Below are 15036 nucleotides of genomic sequence, written 5' to 3'. Positions count from 1 at the left end.
CATGCGCCCCAGAGCACTTGCGAGCGTGGTGTTGGTCGCCACATTGGCATTTGTGCTGTCACCGCTGCTTACCGACGGCTTTAACGGGTTCGCAGCCGATCAGTTTCCGGTGCCACAAGAGAACCCGCCGGTGCAGCCCGCCGGCTATGCGTTTGCGATTTGGGGGGTGATCTATCTCTGGCTGATCATCAGCGCCGGTTACGGGCTATGGCGCGCGGCGGATGATCCGGATTGGCAGGCGATGCGATTGCCCCTGGCGATCAGCCTGATCGTCGGCGCGTTCTGGATCAAGGCGGCGACTGAAGCTCCGCTTCTGGCCACCGTGATGATCGTGGTGATGGCGGCAGCCGCGATTGTCGCGTTGCTGCGCACGGGTGAAGCTCGGCCATGGCTGCTGGGCCGGCCCATCGCGCTCTACGCCGGCTGGCTGACGGCGGCGACCGGCGTGGCGATCGGCGTCACTCTGGCGGGCCATGCGATCCTGTCGGCGCAAGCGGCGGCGCTGATCTGCCTTGGCGGCGTTCTGCTGGTCGCATTGGCGGTGCAATCGACCCGACCGCGCCAATGGGCCTATCCCGTGGCGATCATCTGGGCGCTGATCGGGGTCATCGTCAGCAACCTGCCTGCCCCGAACCTTCCGGTGATCGGGCTGGCGGCACTTGGCATCACGGCGCTGACACTGCGCGCCGGACACTCTCTTTGGACAGGGGCGACCTCATGAAAATTCTGGTTCTCTACATTTCCACCGTGGCGATCTTTTTTGCCGCCGATGCCATCGGTCTGCGCCTGTTGATCAAACCGGTGTTCGAGCGCCACGTCGCCCACCTTTTTGCCGATCCGTTTCGTGTCGTGCCAGCGACCCTGTTCTATCTCGGCTATGTCGCCGGGGTTCTGTGGTTCGTTTCGGTTCCGGCGCTGCGCAGCGGCGACCCGGTTGCGGCGCTGGTGGGTGGGGTGCTGTTGGGGCTGATGGCCTATGGCACCTACGAATTCACCAACTACGCCACGCTGCGCGACTGGTCGGTGCAGCAGGTTGCCGTTGACACGATTTGGGGCGGACTCCTGACCGGGTTTTCGGCCTGGGCAGGAGTCGTGATCGCCAGAGTCGTGGCCTGAGAAGTCCTTGCCGATTGCGTGGCAGGCTGATCAGGTCGCGGCGCAACGAGGACGGCCCGGGAAACCCCCGGGCCTTGTCTTTTTCCTGCGATATTCAGTGCCTGGCTCAGAGTCCGAGACGATCCCGCAGGGCGTAATACCAGGACCCGACCATCGAATAGGGCACGCGCAGCATCCGCCCGCCGGGGAACGGATACCAGGGCACGCTTTCAAACACGTCAAAGCGGGTTTTGTCACCATCAATGGCCTGCGCCAGAATCTTGCCGAATGTATGCGATCCGGTGACACCGTGGCCGGAATAGCCATGCGCGAAATAGGTGTTCGCGCCCAAACGCCCCAGTTGCGGCACCCGGCTGAAGGACAGGGCGAAATTGCCGTTCCAGGCGAAGTCGACCTTTACCCCCTTCAACGCTGGATAGACCTTTTCCATCGCCGGTCGCAGCTTGGCCACGACATCGGCAGGGTTGGAGCCGCCATAGACGGTCCCGCCGCCAAAGATCAGTCGTTTGTCCGCAGTCAGGCGAAAATAATCGAGGATATAGCGCACGTCCTCGACGCATTTGTCGGTGGGCAGCAGGGCGTTGGCGCGGTCATCGCCCAGCGGTTCGGTCGCCATCATCTGGGTTGAGACCGGCATCACCCGGGCGGTCAGGGCCGGAACGACATGGCCGAGATAGGCATTGCCGCAGAGCACCAGCGTGCCGCAGGTCATCGTGCCATTCGCGGTTTTCACCACAGGTCGTGGGGCCTCGGTGTCGCAATGAATGACCGGGGATTGTTCATGGATCACCCCGCCCAGTTGTTCGAATGCCGCCGCCTCGCCCAGGCACAGATTGAGTGGGTGCATATGGCCACCGCTATGGTCGATCATGCCACCGGCATAGAGGTCAGAGCCGATGTGCGCACGCAGCTGCGTCTTGTCCAGCATGTCCTGATTGTGAATGCCGTAGCTGGCCCAGAGTGCGCGGCGGGCCTCAAGTTCTTTCATATGGGTGGCTGTCAGGCCGGTAAAGATATTGCCCGGTTTCAGGTCACAGTGAATGTCATAGGTCTCGACCCGTTCACGAATGATCTCGCCGCCTTCCTGCACCAGGCTGGCGGCGAAATTCGCGGTGTCCTGACCATAGCGTTTCCTGATTGTCTGCAGGCTGGCGTTCAGCCCGTTGACGACCTGCCCGCCATTGCGCCCGGAGGCGCCCCAACCGACCCGCGCGCCTTCGATGATGGCGACCTTGTAGCCCTTTTCAACCAGATGGAGCCCGGTGGACAGCCCGCTATACCCTGCCCCGACAATACAGATATCGACCTGCTGATCGCCCTTCAGCGCCGGGCGCTCCGGTGCGGGGTTGGCGCTTGCGGCATAGTAGCTGCTGGTGTGTTTCGTGGTGCCGGTGCGGGCGAATGTTTCGATGGCCATCACACGCTTTCCAGATAGCTGTCGTATTCAAAATCGGTCACATAGCGCGCAAACCGTTTCAGCTCTTGCATCTTGCATTCGACCAGCATGGTTTGCAGCCGTTTGGAAAACACGTTCTGAACGTGTTTGCCCCGGCGAAACGACTGAATGGCCGTCGCCCAGTCGAGCGGCAGATGGTCCAGCTTCTGGCTATAGGCATCACCTTCGATCGGGGCCATCGGCTCCATCTTGTTCTCGATCCCGACCAGGGCACCGCCCAGGATGCTGCTGAGCACCAGGTAGGGGTTGGCATCCGCGCCCGCGACCCGGTGTTCGATCCGGCGGGCCTTGGGGCTGCCGCCGGGAATGCGGATTGCGGCGGTGCGGTTTTCATAACCCCAGACGACGCTGGTAGGCGCATGCGCCCCCGGCAGCAAACGCCGGTAGGAGTTTTGATGCGGCGCAAAGGTCAGGGTGTTTTCCTGCATGGTTTCCAGCAGCCCGGCGACGGCATTCAGCATCATCGGCGTGCCTTCGTCGCCGCCATTGTCAAACAGGTTGACGCCGTTTTCATCGACCAGGCTGAAATGCACGTGAAAGCCGCTGCCAGACCGATCGCCATAGGGCTTGGCCATAAAGGTAGCCGCCATGCCGTGCTTGCGGGCAATGCCGCGCACCAGACGTTTGAACAGCACCGCGTCATCGGCGGCCTGCAGCGGGTCAGCGACATGCACCATGTTGATCTCGAACTGGCCGGCACCGTTTTCCGAAATCGCCGCATCCGCCGGAATCCCCTGTTCGTGACAGGCGTCATAGACGTCATTCAGGAATTCATCGAAATGCTGCAATTCATCCAGCGACAAGGCGCCGTCGGAATCCAGCCGTTTGCCGGTGACCGGGGAGCACGGCGGCTGTGGCTGTGCCTCGCTCGGGTCACAGAGATAGAATTCCAGCTCGGTCGCCACCACCGGTGTCAGGCCAAGCGCCTTGTAGCGCTCGACGATATTCGACAACGCATGGCGCGGGTCGCCCGGAAACGGCACGCCGTCTTCGGTGCTCATCCAGAACATCACCAAGGCCGAGGGACGGCTGGTCCAGTTGACCAGAACAATGGGGCGCCCGGTGTAATCGCAGATGCCGTCGGAATCGCCGGTTTCGAACACCAACTCGTTGTTTTCGATGTCCTCGCCCCAGATGTCGACGCTCAGCACCGACAGCGGCAGCCGCAGCCCGCCGTCCATGATCACTTTGGCCTTTTCGATCGGCAGGCGTTTGCCGCGCATCGCGCCGTTCAGGTCGCAGATACAGGCAAAGACCGATTCAACCTCAGGACGCGCCTGCAGCCAGTCTCTGATATTATGTGCTGTCATCTCGGGACTCCCTTTCCGCTGCGATGCCGGAGCGTAGCGCGGTTTTGTGCCGCTCCTAGGCTGGTCTATGCGACCCGTGGTTCGAAAGCGACAGGACTTCGCACAGAGGAACTGCGCGCGCGACCACGCGGCACGGGGTTACGACGCTCCAAGCAGAACTCGACGGCAATTGTAGCCCCCAACATTCTGATACAGCACTTGATGATGGACGGCTGCGAATGACTTCGATATCCACAAAACAGAAACTGCATTCAGAGGCACCTATTGAAATTTCAGGCAATTGCTGCAGAGCTTGAATTCCTGGCGTGGAGAGACGCGCAACTTGCAGCAATATCCTTACAGCTGGAAGACGCATTTCCGGATTTGCTTGACGACCTCTCCGCGCAAGTTGAACGCGCTGGACGCGTCGATCTGGTGCGTTCAAGGCTTACTCTGAAATCATCGACGGAAGCAATCATTCAGCGTTGGGGCGTCAAGCAGCTTAACTCTGCAAGCAGCCGTGCCGAGGCCGAATTGGAGGATGCGATTCTGCAACTCCCGGGCGGTTTGAAACTTGATAGCGATATTTGGGAACAGGGCAGCAACGTTCTACCCGCGATAGCGGGTGTCGGCTTGATTGCGGGGTCGGTGGCGGCAATCCCGACCGTTATTTCTTTTGCAACCGTAAGCACAAGCTTTCTCGCGTTTTGGGGCGCGGCGACAATCAGTTGGCCGCTCTTTGCGCTCGGAGCGACTGGCATCGGCGTTGCAACTTTCTTGGGTTCAAAATCATTGAAGTCGGTGGAAGCTAGGGCCCGAAAATCGCTTTGCAATCGGGTACATCGAGAAGCGGATCGCCAAGGGTTCGGGATCGGCGGCAAACCCGGGGCGCGGTGCATTTTGAGCGACATACAGGCCGCCGTTGTCAAGGCGGGCCAGAACCGAATTCAAGGGGTGAGTTGATGCTATTCTTACGTGTCGTGCCGCCAGAAGTTGTCGATGGTGTCGTGTCGGGTCTCTACAAGGTTACGGGCTCTGTCGTCCGTGATGTCGCGTCAGGTCGCGGTGTGGCTTTCCTTCAGGAAACCAGCGTGGTCCAATCCCTGCTCAACAGCGCTTTGAGCGGGGTTAGCTCAACACTTCAGAACGGATTCAGCCCCCTGGGCGCAATTGCCCTTATCCAGAACCAGCAGATCAAATCTCGCTTGGTCGAGGTGCAATCTTCTCTGGCTCTGTTGCAGAATCTTCAGATTGGCACTTTGGCGGTTTCCGGGCTTGGGCTTGGGGTTTCTATCGCGGGCTTTGCGATGATGCTGAAACGCCTGAAAGGCATCGAGGCACAACTCGGCGCCATCGAAGCCAAAATTGATCGTGTTACAACCGATCGTCGCTCCGATGACATTCGCATGATTTTTGCGGATGTCGGGACGCAGTTGGACATTGTGGATACATTGTCAGCCCGCTCGAACCGGGTGAGCAGTGCAGAAGCTGCTGAACATGCGCTTGCGACGTCCTCCGGGCGACTTGAGGCACATTTCCAACAAAAATCCGAAGCCATGCAAATCGGTCCGATGACATCTGAAGACATGGACATGCTGTGGTCGTTGGCCGCTGCGATCAGGCTTTGCCATGAAGCCGGGTTCCGCGCGCTTTACAGCATCGACGAACTGGAAGCGGCAAAACAGCTGGCGGAACGACGCGCGCAGCGTTTTCTTAATCTCAGCCAAGGCCTTACCCCTGATTCCCTCGCGCGACTCTGTGCCCAAAGCGCGTCGGATTCCATATCCTTTGCCGAGGCACGGCGACTGGCGCTCCCCCAGGCAGAGGTATTGGTGCATGGGTTGCGGGACAGCGTTGCATCAATCAGTTCGCAATCGGAACTGGCACAGAACCTGATCGAAAATCAGATTCCCGGCCCCGCGTATCTAGAAGAACTTGCGGGTGAAAAGGTTGAACCTCTGCTCATGCTTGCGCCCCGACCATAAAGGCCGCGCTGGAGAAATTTCAGTGAGCACATCCGCGAATTTTGGCTAGTTCTCGTGCATCCCACTGAAAGAAAGAAAAATTCGTTCTCACGAAATGGAGCCACCGGGTTACAGCGGTCTGTGGCGGTGTGGTCAGGCCAATGCGCACGGGGCCGCCGCGCGCCTTGTCCGGTTCGACCGACATCGGCAGCCGTTGCAAATGCACGTCGATGGGGCTTCGTTGGCCGTCTGTGGCGTTGTTTTGAGCACCTGGCCGCAAAGCTGACGCAGATCAATGCAAAGGCGCAAGACAGGGTGTAGAAAGGGTGGAAGACTCTGGCGACTCGGTCGGTTCGAAGGACCTTGACCACATGCAACAATCTGACACCGATCCGGCGACCGTGCCATCCTGTGAGGGCCTTGTCGATGCTGTCAGGGGCGCGGTGGTGGATGTGGTCTTTGCCGATGACGACCTGCCCGCCATCAATTCGGGCCTTGTGGTGGACTGGGACAGGCCTGGGCCGCTGATCCTTGAGGTTCACAGCCATCTTGACCTGACAACAGTGCGCGCCGTCGCGTTTCAATCCACCGCAGGGCTGGCGCGCGGGGTGCCGGTGCGGGCGCTGGATGGGCCGGTGACCGTGCCGGTGGGCGATGCGGTGCTTGGGCGGTTGCTGGACGTGGTCGGCCAGACGCAGGACAATGGCCCCGCCCTGCCCGCCGACACCCCGCGCCGGGCGATCCACACCGCTCCGCCGACGCTAAAGGAGCAGACCCGCACCACCGAGGTGTTCGAAACCGGGATCAAGGTGATCGACCTGCTGACCCCGATGGCGCAGGGCGGCAAGGCGGCGATGTTCGGCGGCGCCGGGGTCGGCAAGACCGTGTTGGTGATGGAGTTGATCCGCGCCATGGTCGATAATTACGAAGGCATCTCGGTGTTTGCCGGGGTCGGCGAGCGGTCCCACGAGGGCCACGAACTGCTGACTGAAATGCAGGGATCGGGGGTCCTGGAACGCACTGTTCTGGTCTATGGCCAGATGAGCGAACCCCCCGGTGCGCGCTGGCGGGCGCCGATGACGGCGCTCACGATCTCGGAATATTTCCGGGACCAGAGGCACAAGAATGTGCTGCTGCTGATGGACAACGTCTTTCGCTTTGTTCAGGCCGGGGCCGAGGTGTCGAGCCTTCTGGGCCGATTGCCCTCACGCGTCGGATATCAACCCACTTTGGCGACCGAGGTTGCCGGGTTGCAGGAGCGCATCGCCTCGGTCGCGGGCACCTCGGTCACGGCGATCCAGGCGGTCTATGTCCCGGCGGACGATTTCACCGATCCGGCCGTCACCACAATCTCAAGCCACATGGATTGCGTCATCGTGCTCAGCCGCGCGCAGGCAGCCGAAGGGTTCTACCCGGCGATCGACCCGTTGGCCTCGTCCTCGATTCTGTTGGACCCGCAGGTGGTTGGGGAGCGGCATTACCAGACGGCCGAGGCTGTCCGCCGAACGCTGGCCCGTTTTCGTGAGCTGTCCGATATCATCTCGCTGCTTGGGGTTGAGGAACTGGGCGTCGATGACCGCCTGATCGTCAAACGCGCCCGACGGTTACAGCGGTTCCTGACCCAGCCATTCATGGTGACTGAGGCCTTTACCGGCACGCCCGGCGCCAGCGTCTCGTTGGCCGACACGCTGGCTGGGTGCCGTGCCATCCTGGCAGGCGAGGCCGACGATTGGGCCGAATCCTCGCTCTATATGGTCGGCACGTTGGAAGACGCCCGGGCCAAGGACGCCGCGACATCGAGCGCCGCGGAGGTGGCCGCGTGAGGCTGCACATCGTCACGCCCCTGTCCATCGTGCTCGATCGGCAGGTCGAGTCTCTTCGTGCCGAGGATTTCAGCGGCAGTTTCGGCATCATGCAGGGGCATGCGCCGTTTCTGACAGCGTTGGAGATCTCGATCGTCAATTGGCGCCAGGATCGCACCGAAGGCTTTTGCGCCGTCCGTGGCGGTGTCCTGACGGTGCTGAACGACACCATCTCGATCGCCACACGCGAGGCCGTGCCGGGCGATGATCTGGCCACGCTGGACCAGGATGTGCTGACCCGGTTCCAATCCGACGCCGATGCGGAACGGGTAAACCGGGTCGAGAGCGTGCAGCTGCAGCTGAACGCGATCCGGCGCATGGTCAGCCGCCTGGGCGAAGGTGCCCTGAGTGGAGAGTTCCGATGACCCAGGACCCCGACCCTGAGGATCCGCTGATCCGCAAGGCCCGCCTGAGCCGCGACCGCCGCGACCGTTGGCTCCGCGAGGGTGATATGTCGGTCGGCCGCCGTCTGGCGCAGATCGGCGTGCTGGGATGGATCTTCGTCGCACCGACGCTGGCGGGGTTGTTCGTGGGCCGCTGGCTGGATGCGCAGCTGGGCAGCGGGATTTTCTGGACCGCGCCAGGCATCGTGCTTGGCCTTTGCCTCGGCGGCTGGACCGCCTGGAAATGGATGAACGCGCAATGATGAACCCGCTGGACCTGCCGCTGATCCCCCTGCTGCCCGCGTGCTTCGTGGCCGGGCTGATCCTCGGCTATGCCTATTTCGCCGCCCTGCGTCACACCGCCGGGCTGATCGTCAAGGGCGGCCAACCCTTGCTCGGGCTGGCGCTGACATTCGGGCGGCTGGCGTTGCTCGGCGGCGGATTCTGGCTGGCTGTGCAGGCCGGAGCGCTGGCGCTGCTGACGGCGCTGGCCGGGGTGCTGGGCGCCAAGGCGGTGATCCTGCGCCGCGCGCGACAGGGAGAGTCAGCATGAACTCTCCGCTCGAGTCAGTTGCCGTGTTCCACCTCGGCCCGGTGCCGGTCACGCAGGCCATACTCACCACCTGGGTCATCATGGTGGTCCTGATCGCTGGGTCGTTCCTGCTGACCCGTCGACTCTCTCTCATCCCCGGAAAACGCCAGGCCGCGCTGGAATTGCTGGTCAGCGGGATCGACACCCAGATCCACGAAACCACCGGCGTGGCCCCGGCCCCCTACCGCAGTTTCATCGGCACCCTGTTCCTGTTCATCCTCGTCGCGAACTGGTCGTCGCTGTTGCCCGGGGTCGAGCCTCCGACCGCGACACTTGAAACCGACGCGGCGCTGGCGCTGCTGGTGTTCCTTTCGGTCATCTGGTTCGCCGTGCGCCGCACCGGCATTCGTGGCTATCTGAAATCCTTTGCGGCGCCGAACGTCCTGATGATCCCGCTGAACATGCTGGAAAGCATCACGCGGGTCTTTTCCATGTTCGTGCGCCTGTTCGGCAATGTGATGAGCGGCGTCTTTGTGATCGGTATCGTCGCCTCGCTCGCCGGCTTGCTGGTGCCGATCCCGCTGATGGCGCTCGACCTGCTGACCGGCCTTGTGCAAGCCTATATCTTTGCGGTGCTGGCGATGGTCTTTATCTCGGCCACGGTCGAGGACGGCCAGCCTGCGCCCCCTCCCCCTCCCACAGTCAGAAAGGACTCCTGATGGACTACGCCCCCATAGTCAGCATCGTCTGCGCCGCCTTTGCCGTCGCCTTCGGGGCCATCGGCCCGGCCTTGGCCGAAGGCCGCGCCGTCGCGGCTGCAATGGATGCAATCGCCCGCCAGCCCGAGGCTGCCAATACCATTTCGCGCACGCTCTTCGTCGGGCTGGCAATGATCGAGACGACGGCGATCTATTGCCTCGTCATCGCGTTGCTTCTGCTCTTTGCCAACCCGTTGCTGGCGTGAACGCATGACCATAGATTTCTGGGGATTGGGGCTGCAGGCGGTCAACGTCCTGATCCTGATCTGGTTGTTGTCCCGCGTCCTCTGGCGGCCTGTCGCGGCGGCCATTGCACAGCGTCAGGCGACGGCCCGCGAGGTGACGGAGGCGGCGGCGGCGATGCAGGCCAAGGCTGACGCGGCCCTGGTCGAGGTGACCCAGGCCCGTGCCGGGATCGCGGCGGAACAAACCGCAGCGCTGGAGGCCGCGCGAACCGAGGCTGAGGCGGCGGCAAAGCTCACTCTTGATGCGGCACACGCCAAGGCCGATGCCCTGCTTGCCGCTGCGAAAACCTCTATTGCACACAGCATGGCAGAGGCGGAAAAGCGCAACGCGGCAAAGGCTTCGGATCTGTCCCTGACAATTGCCGCGACCCTGCTGGCCCGCCTCGATGGCCCCACGGTGCAATCCGCCTTTCTGGCCCAGCTGACCGAGGCGATCACCAAGCTGCCCCCAGCCGACCGCGCCGCCTTGTTGGCTGCGCCCGACGGTATCGAGGTGGTCACGGCGACCGATCCCGGCAGCGACCGCACCGCCATCGAGCAGGCAATCCGCACCGCCCTCGAGGGCCCAGCAACGCTGCGCTTCGTCACCGATCCCGACCTGATCGCCGGGTTGGAACTGCGGAGCGCGCATTTTGTGCTGCGCAACAGCTGGCAAGCCGATCTGACCCAGGTGAGAAAGGCGATCAAGGATGCCGCCTGACACCCCGGATTGGCCCGCGGCCGCCATCGCGGCGCTCGAAGATGCCAGTTTCGGTCCGCGCACCGAGCATCGGGGCCGGGTCGAAGAGGTCGGCGATGGAGTCGCGATGATCTCGGGTCTGCGCGACGTGCGGCTGGACGAGGTGCTGCGCTTTCAGGGCGGCCAGGTCGGGTTTGCCCGGGTGCTTGATCCTGATCTGATCGGCTGTGTGCTTCTGGATGCTGCCTCGGACGTCGAGGCCGGGGATATGGTTTTCGGCACCGGCGAGGTTGTCAACGTGCCGGTGGGCGACGCATTGCTGGGCCGTGTCGTCGATCCCCTGGGCCGCCCGCTTGACGGCAACGGGCCGATCGAGGCCGAGGCACATCTGCCGATCGAACGCCCCGCCCCTGTCATCATCGAGCGTGATCTGGTGACCGAGCCGGTGCAGACCGGGGTGGTGGTGATCGACACGCTGTTTGCTCTTGGTCGCGGCCAGCGAGAGCTGATCGTCGGCGATCATTCCACCGGCAAGACCACGCTGGCTGTGGACGCGATCATCGCGCAAGCGCAGAGCGACATGATCTGCGTCTATGTGGCGGTGGGACAAAAGACCTCTTCGGTCCGCCGCGCCATCGATTCCCTGCAGACACATGGCAACTTCGCGCGCTGTATCGTCGTCGTCGCCGGATCGTCCGAGGCACCGGGCCTGCAATGGATCGCGCCCTATGCCGGCATGACCATGGCCGAACATTTCCGCGACACCGGCCAGCACGTGCTGATCGTGATCGACGACCTGTCCAAACACGCCGCCACGCACCGCGAGATTGCGCTGCTGACCCGCCAGTCGCCGGGGCGCGAGGCCTATCCGGGCGATGTGTTTTACATCCATGCCCGCCTGCTGGAACGCGCCGCCAAATTGTCCGCGGACCACGGCGGTGGGTCTTTGACGGCTCTGCCAATCGCAGAAACGGATTCAGGCAACCTGTCGGCCTATATCCCGACCAACCTGATCTCGATCACCGACGGGCAGATCGTGCTGGACGCCGGCCTGTTCCACCAGGGCCAGAAACCGGCCGTGGATGTGGGCCTGTCGGTCAGCCGTGTCGGCGGCAAGACCCAGGCGCCGGTGCTGCGCGCGGCGGCGGGAACCTTGCGGCTGGATTATGCGCAGTTCCTGGAACTCGAGGTCTTTACCCGGTTCGGTGGCATGCCCGATGGCCGGGTGCGCAAGCAATTGACACGCGGTGCGCGGATCCGCGAGGCGCTGCGCCAGAGCCAGCATCGGCCGTTCCGGTTGTCGGACGAAATCGCCTTGATGCTGGCGGTTCAGACCGGGCTGCTGGACAGGCTGCCCCTGCCCAGTGTCGCGGCCTTTCGCGCCGCGCTGCCCGCGGCTCTGGACCGGGCCAGCCTTGGCGCCCTCGCCGAGAGCGGCAAGTTGGACGACGCGACCCGCGCACGGCTGATGGTGGCGTTGACCGCGCTGGCGCAGGCGCTGGAAGACGGCCCGGCTGCCCCAGCCCCGGTGGCCCCTGACCCGGTGACCCGATGACCGACCGGCTGGCCGATATCAGCGCCCGGATCGAAGGCATTCGCCAACTTGGCGCGGTGGTGAACGCGATGAAGGGCATCGCCGCCGCGCGGGCGCATGTGGCACGGACGCAGGTGCAGGCGGTCGACAGCTATGCCGCCACCATCGCCTCGGGTATGGCAAGCGTCCTCGGCAATCTGGCGGAGGCGCCAAAGCCCACGACAGCTTGCAAGCCCGGCCTGCTGGTCTTTTGCGCCGAACAGGGGTTCGCTGGCGCGTTCAGCGAGAGGGTCCTCGACAACATTGGTGCAGAGCTCGATCTGGCGACGCTTTTCCTGATTGGCACCCGTGGCCTCGCGCTTGCCGCCGCGCGGGAAATCACGCCGCACTGGACCGCCCCGCTTCCCTCGCACACGCTCGGTATCCCGCGACTGGCCGATCACATCACCACGGCGATCTACGACGCCGTGCAAGCGGACCGGATTGACCGGTTGGATGTCCTTTACACCGGCTGGGCCTCGGGCCGTCCCACGCTTGTCCGGCACCGGCTGTTCCCCCTCGACCTCGCGGATCTGCCCGCCGTCACGACGCAGCCGCCGCTGACGCAACAGCCCGGTGACGCCCTGATCGCCGCCCTCGGGCAGGACTATTTCAACGCGCAGGTCTGCAAGGCCGCATTGCATGCTTTCGCCGCCGAGAACGAGGCGCGGATGGAAGCGATGACCGCGGCCGGCAACCAGATCGCGCGCGAACTTGATACCTTCAAGGCCACCTTGCACCGGGTCCGGCAGGAGGCGATCACGGCCGAGATCATCGAACTTGGCACCGGCGCGGCCTCGGCCCGGTCAGCAAGGTAACGCTAATTTAATGCGGCTGCGTCACCACCCTCGCACAGAACTGACGTAGATCAATGCCGCGCTGCGGCGTCAGATGTAGAGGCGGATCAAGAGACTCGCCCTCTGCGCCCCCGGCAAAGGACAAACCATGCCTGACCAACTCAATAAAACCGCCAGCAAAGACGACCCGGCTGCCCCCCAGGCTGACGCCACGGCCCACCCTGCGTTCGACAGCCTCGACCGCATCGCGCATGCCACGGTCGCCAAGGCGACCTCGGGCCTGTCGCCCTCTGTCCTCGCCGAGGCCTGGATGGATTGGGCCAGTCACCTGGCTGTGTCACCCGGCAAGCAGTTGCATCTGGCGGAGCAGGCGTTTCGCAATGCGCAGTCTCTGATGCAGGCGGGCCTTCAACTCGGTCCAACGCAGGATGAGTCGGACGGCGCAGGTAAACCCGACCGGCGTTTCTCTGGCGAAGGCTGGCAGAAATATCCCTTCAACGTCTGGTCCAAGGCCCATCAACTGTCTTGGCAATGGTGGCAGGACGCGATGACCGGAGTCCACGGCGAGACCCCGGCGCATGAGGACCTGATGGCCTTTACGGTGGGCACGATCATCGACAGCCTGGCGCCGTCGAACTTTCCCGCAACCAACCCCGAGGTGATCGCCGCCACGATCTCGGAACGCGGCCAGAACCTTGTCCGCGGCGCAAAGAACCTGACCGAAGACATGATGCAGCGGGTCGGCATCGCCGAGGATGGCCCCCACCCTTTCGAGGTTGGGCACAACCTGGCCACCAGCCCCGGCAAGGTGGTGTTTCGCAACGATCTGATCGAACTGATCCAATATGCGCCAACCACCGAAGAGGTCCGGCCCGAGCCGATCCTGATCGTGCCCGCCTGGATCATGAAATACTACATTCTCGACCTCTCGCCGCAGAATTCCTTTGTCGGTTTCCTCGTCGCGCAGGGCTTCACCGTCTTCATGGTGTCCTGGAAGAACCCCGATGCCGGCGACCGCGACCTGAGTATGGAGGACTATACCCAGATGGGCGTCATGGCCGCCATTGATGCGGTGCAGGCGATCACCTCGGCGCCAAAGATCCATGCGATCGGCTATTGCCTGGGCGGCACATTGCTGTCCATCGCCGCCGCCGCCATGGGGCGGGACGGCGACGACAGGCTTGCGACCCTGACCCTGCTGGCCGCGCAGGTGGATTTCACAGAGGCTGGACCGCTGCGCCTGTTCATCAACGACAGCGAGGTCACCCTTATCGAGGACATGATGGCCGAAAAGGGCTTCCTCTCATCCGACCAGATGGTCGGAACCTTTGCGTTGTTGCGCGCGCGCGACCTGATCTGGGCGCCGGCAATCCGCGACTACCTGCTGGGCCAGCGCGGCGATGCCTTTGACCTGATGGCCTGGAACGCGGACGCGACGCGGATGCCGGCCCGGATGCATTCGGAATACCTGCGCAAACTGTTCCTGAACAACGATCTGGCCGAAGGGCATTACCGCGTCGGGGACCGGGCCATCGCCGTCTCGGACATCCGTGCGCCGATCTTTGCCGTTGGCACCGAGGATGATCACGTTGCGCCGTGGAAATCTGTCTACAAGTTGCACCTGATGGCCGATGTGCCCATCACCTTCGTGCTCACCAGCGGTGGACATAATGCCGGGATCGTGTCGGAACCGGGCCACGCACATCGTCATTTCCGCATCGCCAATACCGCCGTCGAGGCCCCCTACCTCGATCCTGACGATTGGCAGACCCGCCATGCAGCCACAAACGGATCATGGTGGATCGCCTTTGCGGATTGGCTCGCCAAACGCTCAGGCCAGCCGATCGCGCCGCCGAGGATGGGCGCGCATTCCGGCGCCTATAAGGCGCTTTGCGATGCGCCCGGCAGCTATGTGATGCAGCGGTGACGTGCTTGCCGACAAGGTCGCGCTGGTGGCCGAGGGCGCCAATGCCCATGCCATCGCCGCCGGTTGCAGAGGTGACGGAAGGCTGAGACGTCTCAGGTGATCAGCGTGGTAAGCCGCGTCCGCCATCACATGCCCGACGCCTTCCAACCCTTCGATCAAGTCGGGGGCCTGCGGACAATCGCCCCATTGACCGGGGGTGATGGTAAATCTCGCCACGGCGACGCCGTTCGCGCCAGCCACGGGAAAGCCGGTTGTCCGTCGCCGTGCCTCCACGGTCGCCCTTTTTGCCAGGAACGAGCGGATCAATCCGTGCCCATTGCATATCCGTCTGCTCAGGATCGCCTCCGTTTTCAATCTTGAATCAGAACTCAGGCCGATTGGCCCCCCAAATGAAGACGCCGCCTAAAGCGTCCCGCCTTTAACCTGCGACATATCCGGCAGCAGTGAAGTAATTC

At 63.1% G+C, this 15036-nt stretch carries 16 protein-coding genes and 2 pseudogenes; 14 read left to right on the top strand and 4 right to left on the bottom strand.

Translation table 11 applies throughout. The annotated features are described in order from the left end of the window. Window position 1: 1 nt before the first annotated feature. Together P1U48_RS14185 and P1U48_RS14180 are read left to right on the top strand one after the other, a co-directional pair. A complete protein-coding gene (locus P1U48_RS14185; RefSeq protein WP_301069786.1) occupies window positions 2-721 on the top strand; it encodes a tryptophan-rich sensory protein in 720 nt (239 codons plus the stop codon). Then, window positions 718-1116 (top strand): DUF2177 family protein, encoded by a 399-nt coding sequence (locus tag P1U48_RS14180; RefSeq protein ID WP_301069785.1) that lies wholly within the window; start codon window positions 718-720, stop codon window positions 1114-1116. The genes P1U48_RS14185 and P1U48_RS14180 overlap by 4 nt, the downstream gene beginning before the upstream one ends. A gap of 106 nt (window positions 1117-1222) precedes the next feature. On the opposite strand, the gene P1U48_RS14175 is transcribed toward P1U48_RS14180, so the two are convergent. Next, on the bottom strand, window positions 1223-2533 hold the full coding sequence (locus tag P1U48_RS14175) for an FAD-binding oxidoreductase (protein WP_301069783.1): 1311 nt from the start codon (window positions 2531-2533) through the stop codon (window positions 1223-1225). Beyond that, window positions 2533-3882: a glutamine synthetase family protein gene (locus P1U48_RS14170; protein ID WP_301069782.1), complete on the bottom strand. Its 1350-nt coding sequence runs from the start codon at window positions 3880-3882 to the stop codon at window positions 2533-2535. Before P1U48_RS14170 ends, P1U48_RS14175 begins: the two co-directional genes overlap by 1 nt. Window positions 3883-4146: 264 nt before the next feature. Here P1U48_RS14170 and P1U48_RS14165 point away from each other — a divergent pair, with 264 nt between their 5' ends. The 12 genes from P1U48_RS14165 (at window position 4147) to P1U48_RS14110 (ending at window position 14581) form a co-directional block, all read left to right on the top strand. Beyond that, the gene (locus P1U48_RS14165; protein WP_301069781.1) at window positions 4147-4824 is read left to right on the top strand and encodes a hypothetical protein; all 678 of its coding nucleotides are present in this window, start codon (window positions 4147-4149) and stop codon (window positions 4822-4824) included. After that, window positions 4824-5846, top strand: a complete 1023-nt coding sequence (locus tag P1U48_RS14160; protein WP_301069780.1) for a hypothetical protein — start codon at window positions 4824-4826, stop codon at window positions 5844-5846. The genes P1U48_RS14165 and P1U48_RS14160 overlap by 1 nt, the downstream gene beginning before the upstream one ends. Window positions 5847-6196: 350 nt before the next feature. Further along, window positions 6197-7648: a F0F1 ATP synthase subunit beta gene (gene atpD / locus P1U48_RS14155; RefSeq protein ID WP_301069779.1), complete on the top strand. Its 1452-nt coding sequence runs from the start codon at window positions 6197-6199 to the stop codon at window positions 7646-7648. Further along, window positions 7645-8052 carry a F0F1 ATP synthase subunit epsilon gene (locus tag P1U48_RS14150; protein WP_301069778.1) on the top strand — a complete coding sequence of 136 codons (408 nt, stop codon included), beginning with the start codon at window positions 7645-7647 and terminating at the stop codon, window positions 8050-8052. Before atpD ends, P1U48_RS14150 begins: the two co-directional genes overlap by 4 nt. Next, window positions 8049-8333, top strand: coding sequence for an AtpZ/AtpI family protein (locus tag P1U48_RS14145; RefSeq protein WP_301069776.1), 285 nt, complete (start codon window positions 8049-8051; stop codon window positions 8331-8333). Before P1U48_RS14150 ends, P1U48_RS14145 begins: the two co-directional genes overlap by 4 nt. Further along, on the top strand, window positions 8315-8623 hold the full coding sequence (locus P1U48_RS14140; RefSeq protein ID WP_301069775.1) for an ATP synthase subunit I: 309 nt from the start codon (window positions 8315-8317) through the stop codon (window positions 8621-8623). Before P1U48_RS14145 ends, P1U48_RS14140 begins: the two co-directional genes overlap by 19 nt. Further along, complete coding sequence (locus P1U48_RS14135; protein WP_301069774.1) at window positions 8620-9321, top strand: F0F1 ATP synthase subunit A; 702 nt, start codon at window positions 8620-8622, stop codon at window positions 9319-9321. The genes P1U48_RS14140 and P1U48_RS14135 overlap by 4 nt, the downstream gene beginning before the upstream one ends. Then, window positions 9321-9566 (top strand): F0F1 ATP synthase subunit C, encoded by a 246-nt coding sequence (locus P1U48_RS14130; RefSeq protein ID WP_301069773.1) that lies wholly within the window; start codon window positions 9321-9323, stop codon window positions 9564-9566. The genes P1U48_RS14135 and P1U48_RS14130 overlap by 1 nt, the downstream gene beginning before the upstream one ends. Before the next feature lie 4 nt (window positions 9567-9570). Continuing rightward, complete coding sequence (locus tag P1U48_RS14125; protein WP_301069771.1) at window positions 9571-10305, top strand: hypothetical protein; 735 nt, start codon at window positions 9571-9573, stop codon at window positions 10303-10305. Continuing rightward, window positions 10295-11839 carry a F0F1 ATP synthase subunit alpha gene (locus tag P1U48_RS14120; protein ID WP_301069770.1) on the top strand — a complete coding sequence of 515 codons (1545 nt, stop codon included), beginning with the start codon at window positions 10295-10297 and terminating at the stop codon, window positions 11837-11839. Before P1U48_RS14125 ends, P1U48_RS14120 begins: the two co-directional genes overlap by 11 nt. Next, window positions 11836-12675, top strand: coding sequence for a FoF1 ATP synthase subunit gamma (locus P1U48_RS14115; protein WP_301069769.1), 840 nt, complete (start codon window positions 11836-11838; stop codon window positions 12673-12675). The genes P1U48_RS14120 and P1U48_RS14115 overlap by 4 nt, the downstream gene beginning before the upstream one ends. A gap of 127 nt (window positions 12676-12802) precedes the next feature. Beyond that, window positions 12803-14581 carry an alpha/beta fold hydrolase gene (locus P1U48_RS14110; RefSeq protein ID WP_301069767.1) on the top strand — a complete coding sequence of 593 codons (1779 nt, stop codon included), beginning with the start codon at window positions 12803-12805 and terminating at the stop codon, window positions 14579-14581. A 90-nt stretch (window positions 14582-14671) separates the two neighbouring features. Here the strand turns inward: P1U48_RS14110 and P1U48_RS14105 are convergent. Together P1U48_RS14105 and P1U48_RS14100 are read right to left on the bottom strand one after the other, a co-directional pair. Next, a pseudogene (locus tag P1U48_RS14105) lies at window positions 14672-14779 on the bottom strand (IS5/IS1182 family transposase); the annotation flags it as partial. Next, window positions 14779-14903 (bottom strand): annotated as a pseudogene (locus P1U48_RS14100) (IS5/IS1182 family transposase); the annotation flags it as partial. The pseudogenes P1U48_RS14100 and P1U48_RS14105, both read right to left, overlap by 1 nt. Between the last annotated feature and the right edge of the window lie 133 nt (window positions 14904-15036).

Source organism: Pseudooceanicola sp., from assembly GCF_029213205.1.
Lineage (GTDB): Bacteria > Pseudomonadota > Alphaproteobacteria > Rhodobacterales > Rhodobacteraceae > Pseudooceanicola.
The sequence above is the reverse complement of the archived record's forward strand: the minus strand, read 5'-3'. Positions and strand labels throughout refer to the sequence as shown.